Here is a 3398-nt window from a genome sequence, read left to right as displayed (position 1 = left end):
TACACCAATCGAGATCTTCTTACTTAATCTACGTCACTAAATTCGTTCAAGTTATTTCTTGCAATCTGCCGATACAAAAAAAGAAATAGTGGCACACTAGCCAATTTAGCCCAGACATCAGTTGTCGTCATCATATCGGTCGTAAACCAATCATGCCCTTGGTGCATTTGCCAAGCTAACCCACCAACAAACAAGAGACCACTCAAACTGACGGTTAACCAATGTGTCAACCAGGTCGGGCGTTGCTTGAAGACATAGCCGATATAAAAACTGCTCGTCCACATCAAAACGCCCGTTAAAGCATAAGGCAAAGTTGTCGAATGCGTGACGGCGAGCCACAAAAATAAACTATAAATGATGCCTTGGATAAGGCGCGATAAACGCAATAATGTCAGTAAGCCGACAACCCCATACACAAAAAACAACACATACAAATACCAGAGATAGCCGATAGGTAGCGCATAAATATGTGCTAAATCTTGCCATGAGTTCAGATGATGTACAGCCTGTGAACCCTGCTGCAAACAGACATAAAGCACTGAAAAAATGACATACGGCACTCCGAGATTCACGAGTTTTTTCCCGATGCCGATAATATACTGTCGGCCATTTTGCGGTGGTGTATAAACATAGCCAGATAACGCAAAAAAACTGGCATCACAACTGTAAATAAGACCCCCATGATATTGGTCGAAATGTTTTGTTGTGCTGGAAATTGTCCTGTTTTATACACACCTTCAACAACATGAACAATGACCACCAAAAAGATGGTGACGCCTTTGGCAAAATCTAACCATGCAATTCTTTTCGCTGCCACAGCAACTCCTTTGTTTACCAGCGAGTGACCACCATTACTTAATCCCGATACTAATCCGTAAGGCTTGGGCAACTTGTTGCATTTCGTGCGAATTAGCGTTAAGGTGCGCAATTTTATCACGTAATCGTCGCTTATCAATTGTTCGCAACTGTTCAGCTAAAATCACGGAATCACGTTTAATACCACCTAAATGTGCCGGTAGCAAGACATGCGTGGGTAATTTTGGTTTAGAAATTTGTGACGTGATAGCGACAACAATCGTTGTTGGCGAATTAGCATTCCCCACGTCATTTTGCACGATAAGTACTGGCCGTACACCGGACTGTTCAGAACCAATACCTTGCTTCAGATCAGCATAGAATACATCACCACGTATCACTGTTTGATAAGCTTCTTTCATTATTATTCTCACTTACTATGTACGCGCTCATAGCGCTTTTCATTGATAAATTCTTGGTAATCTCGGTCCAAAAGTTGTTAAAATCTCATGCGGAATTGTCTGTGCATACTGGGCAAAGTCTTCGACCGTGATTTCAGCATCACCATCTTGACCAATTAAGGTCACCACTGTCCCCACCGGATAGTCACGATCTAAGGTAATTACAATTTGATCCATCGTCACGCGCCCAATCACTTTTTCTGCATGACCATTAACTAATACAGTCATCCCACCCATTCGTCGAAGATAACCGTCAGCGTACCCAATGGGTAAAGTAGCAACCCATTGCGGTTCTGTCGCTGTATAAGTCGCGCCATAACTGACTGATTCACCTGCTTGTAATTGGTGAACCGCCCCAATTCGTGACTTTAAAGACAATACATTTTTAAGTGCTACTGGCATAGGTAATTCTGGTGCACCTGGATTGTAGCCGTACAACACCGAACCGACCCGAATTGTGCCAGTCTCAATTTGATCATGATGCCACAAGGCAGACCCTGAATTTGCTAAATGCCAATATTGTTTTGGAATCCCAACAGCAGTTACCCAAGCGTTAAAATTCGCCACCTGTTGATCATAATAGGTTTGATTGGTATCATCCGCTGTTGCAAAGTGGGTAAAGACGCCACTCAGTTGCAAACTTGGGGTGTTTAATACCTTATCGTACATTTCCTGCAACGCTGCCTCAGAGTGGGCTCCCATGCGTCCCATTCCTGTATCAACTGCTAATTGGATCATGAGCTGATCGTCTGAGCTAAGCAACTGTTCAGCCTCATCTAACCATGCCAAAGTCCCAACAGCCGGTGTTAACCGCTGTGACACCATCACTGACACATATTGCACGTCTTGAACGCCTAGTAGGACAATATTAAAATCATCGTATGGTACTTGCTGACGTAATGCCACGCCTTCAGCAATCGTGGCTACGGCAAAGTCACGTACCCCAATTTCATACAACGCAGTCGTCACTGCTACTGCGCCGTGACCATAGGCATCAGCTTTGACTACAGCAATTAGACGCGTGGCGCCAGCATGCGCCATAATCTGTTTGGCATTATATTGTATCGCTGCTAAGTCGACTGTCAGCCACGATGGCCGCATCATTAGCAACTCATTACTATTTGTCATGACAAAACTCCACGTTTCGGAAATAGCTTTAAGCTCACTCTTTCCCAGATTGTTAGCCGTTCAATCACAACGACTGTATTGACGAAATCACCACTATGCGTAATCGCCACGTGTATCGTATATGGGAAATTTTTAACCAGCATAACCGGTCGCCCATTTTCCTCGTTTAAAATCTCAATATCGTGCCAATGGACTTTAGCGCCAATACCGTAGCCAGTAGCTTTTGAAAAAGCTTCCTTCGCAGAAAAACGCCCGGCAACGAATTCATGATAGTGTTTACCATGACGTTCACTTGCCTGGCGACGTTCTGCATCAGTCAAAATTGTCGTCATAAAATTTTCTTGACGGGTTACAATTTGCCCAACGCGACTAATGGATTCTGTATCATTTCCAATACCAATTATCATATTCCTATTGTAACAAAATGTCCACCATTCACCAAGTAGCAAGCAGATCTTAACAGTGTTAATAATCAATACAAAAATAAAAAGCAGTATCATCATAATACTGCTTTTGCGATGCCGTCGGTGGGAGTCGAACCCACACGGTGTTGCCACCACTGGATTTTGAGTCCAGCGCGTCTGCCAATTCCGCCACAACGGCATAATATAAACCCTACTGGCTTATTAGGGCGGTAGAAGGGGATCGAACCCTCGCATGCTGGATCCACAAACCAGTGTGTTAACCACTTCACCACTACCGCCATGGCAGGGATAGAGGGAATCGAACCCCCATCAACGGTTTTGGAGACCGCTATTCTACCGTTTAACTATATCCCTACATTTATAAATCTCAGCTAAACGCTGATATAACATGGTAAGGAATCGCACCTTACATAACACTGGCTTGTTCATGTTTGTCAGTAATTAGCGGTCACAGCGGGGCTCGAACCCGCGATCTCCTGCGTGACAGGCAGGCGTCCTAACCAGCTAGACCATGCGACCAATGGACGCTACAGGGATCGAACCTGTGACCCCCTGCTTGTAAGGCAGGTGCTCTCCCAGCTGAGCTAAG

The 3398-nt window shown here is 44.6% G+C and carries 5 protein-coding genes and 5 tRNA genes; all 10 read right to left on the bottom strand.

Annotation, left to right across the window (positions count from 1 at the left end):
* Positions 1 to 23: 23 nt before the first annotated feature.
* The 10 genes from IE039_RS08455 to IE039_RS08090 all read right to left on the bottom strand — a co-directional run bounded on the left by IE039_RS08455 (position 24) and on the right by IE039_RS08090 (position 3397).
* A complete protein-coding gene (locus IE039_RS08455) occupies positions 24 to 593 on the bottom strand; it encodes an acyltransferase family protein (RefSeq protein ID WP_373366932.1) in 570 nt (189 codons plus the stop codon).
* Complete coding sequence (locus IE039_RS08450) at positions 569 to 817, bottom strand: hypothetical protein (RefSeq protein ID WP_010006100.1); 249 nt, start codon at positions 815 to 817, stop codon at positions 569 to 571. Before IE039_RS08450 ends, IE039_RS08455 begins: the two co-directional genes overlap by 25 nt.
* A gap of 34 nt (positions 818 to 851) precedes the next feature.
* Positions 852 to 1217 carry a type II toxin-antitoxin system PemK/MazF family toxin gene (locus IE039_RS08125; protein WP_019041892.1) on the bottom strand — a complete coding sequence of 122 codons (366 nt, stop codon included), beginning with the start codon at positions 1215 to 1217 and terminating at the stop codon, positions 852 to 854.
* A gap of 39 nt (positions 1218 to 1256) precedes the next feature.
* The gene (gene alr / locus IE039_RS08120; protein WP_189429011.1) at positions 1257 to 2384 is read right to left on the bottom strand and encodes an alanine racemase; all 1128 of its coding nucleotides are present in this window, start codon (positions 2382 to 2384) and stop codon (positions 1257 to 1259) included.
* Positions 2381 to 2791 (bottom strand): holo-ACP synthase, encoded by a 411-nt coding sequence (gene acpS, locus IE039_RS08115; protein ID WP_010002253.1) that lies wholly within the window; start codon positions 2789 to 2791, stop codon positions 2381 to 2383. Before acpS ends, alr begins: the two co-directional genes overlap by 4 nt.
* Before the next feature lie 112 nt (positions 2792 to 2903).
* Positions 2904 to 2987: transfer RNA gene (locus IE039_RS08110), tRNA-Leu, on the bottom strand.
* Between the two features lie 27 nt (positions 2988 to 3014).
* Positions 3015 to 3087, bottom strand: a tRNA-His gene (locus tag IE039_RS08105).
* Between the two features lie 2 nt (positions 3088 to 3089).
* Positions 3090 to 3163, bottom strand: a tRNA-Trp gene (locus IE039_RS08100).
* 91 nt (positions 3164 to 3254) lie between these two features.
* Positions 3255 to 3328: transfer RNA gene (locus tag IE039_RS08095), tRNA-Asp, on the bottom strand.
* Positions 3329 to 3330: 2 nt separating this feature from the next.
* Positions 3331 to 3397: transfer RNA gene (locus IE039_RS08090), tRNA-Val, on the bottom strand.
* Position 3398: the final 1 nt, after the last annotated feature.

Origin of the sequence: Leuconostoc lactis KCTC 3528 = DSM 20202, assembly GCF_014651235.1 — a bacterium.
Classification (GTDB): Bacteria; Bacillota; Bacilli; order Lactobacillales; family Lactobacillaceae; genus Leuconostoc; species Leuconostoc lactis.
This window is presented reverse-complemented; position numbering and strand designations above follow the sequence as displayed.

Coding starts and splice junctions, on each gene's coding strand:
- IE039_RS08125 (WP_019041892.1), bottom strand. CDS start 1,217: ATGAAAGAAGCTTATCAAACAGTGATACGTGGTGATGTATTCTATGCT.
- acpS (WP_010002253.1), bottom strand. CDS start 2,791: ATGATAATTGGTATTGGAAATGATACAGAATCCATTAGTCGCGTTGGG.
- alr (WP_189429011.1), bottom strand. CDS start 2,384: ATGACAAATAGTAATGAGTTGCTAATGATGCGGCCATCGTGGCTGACA.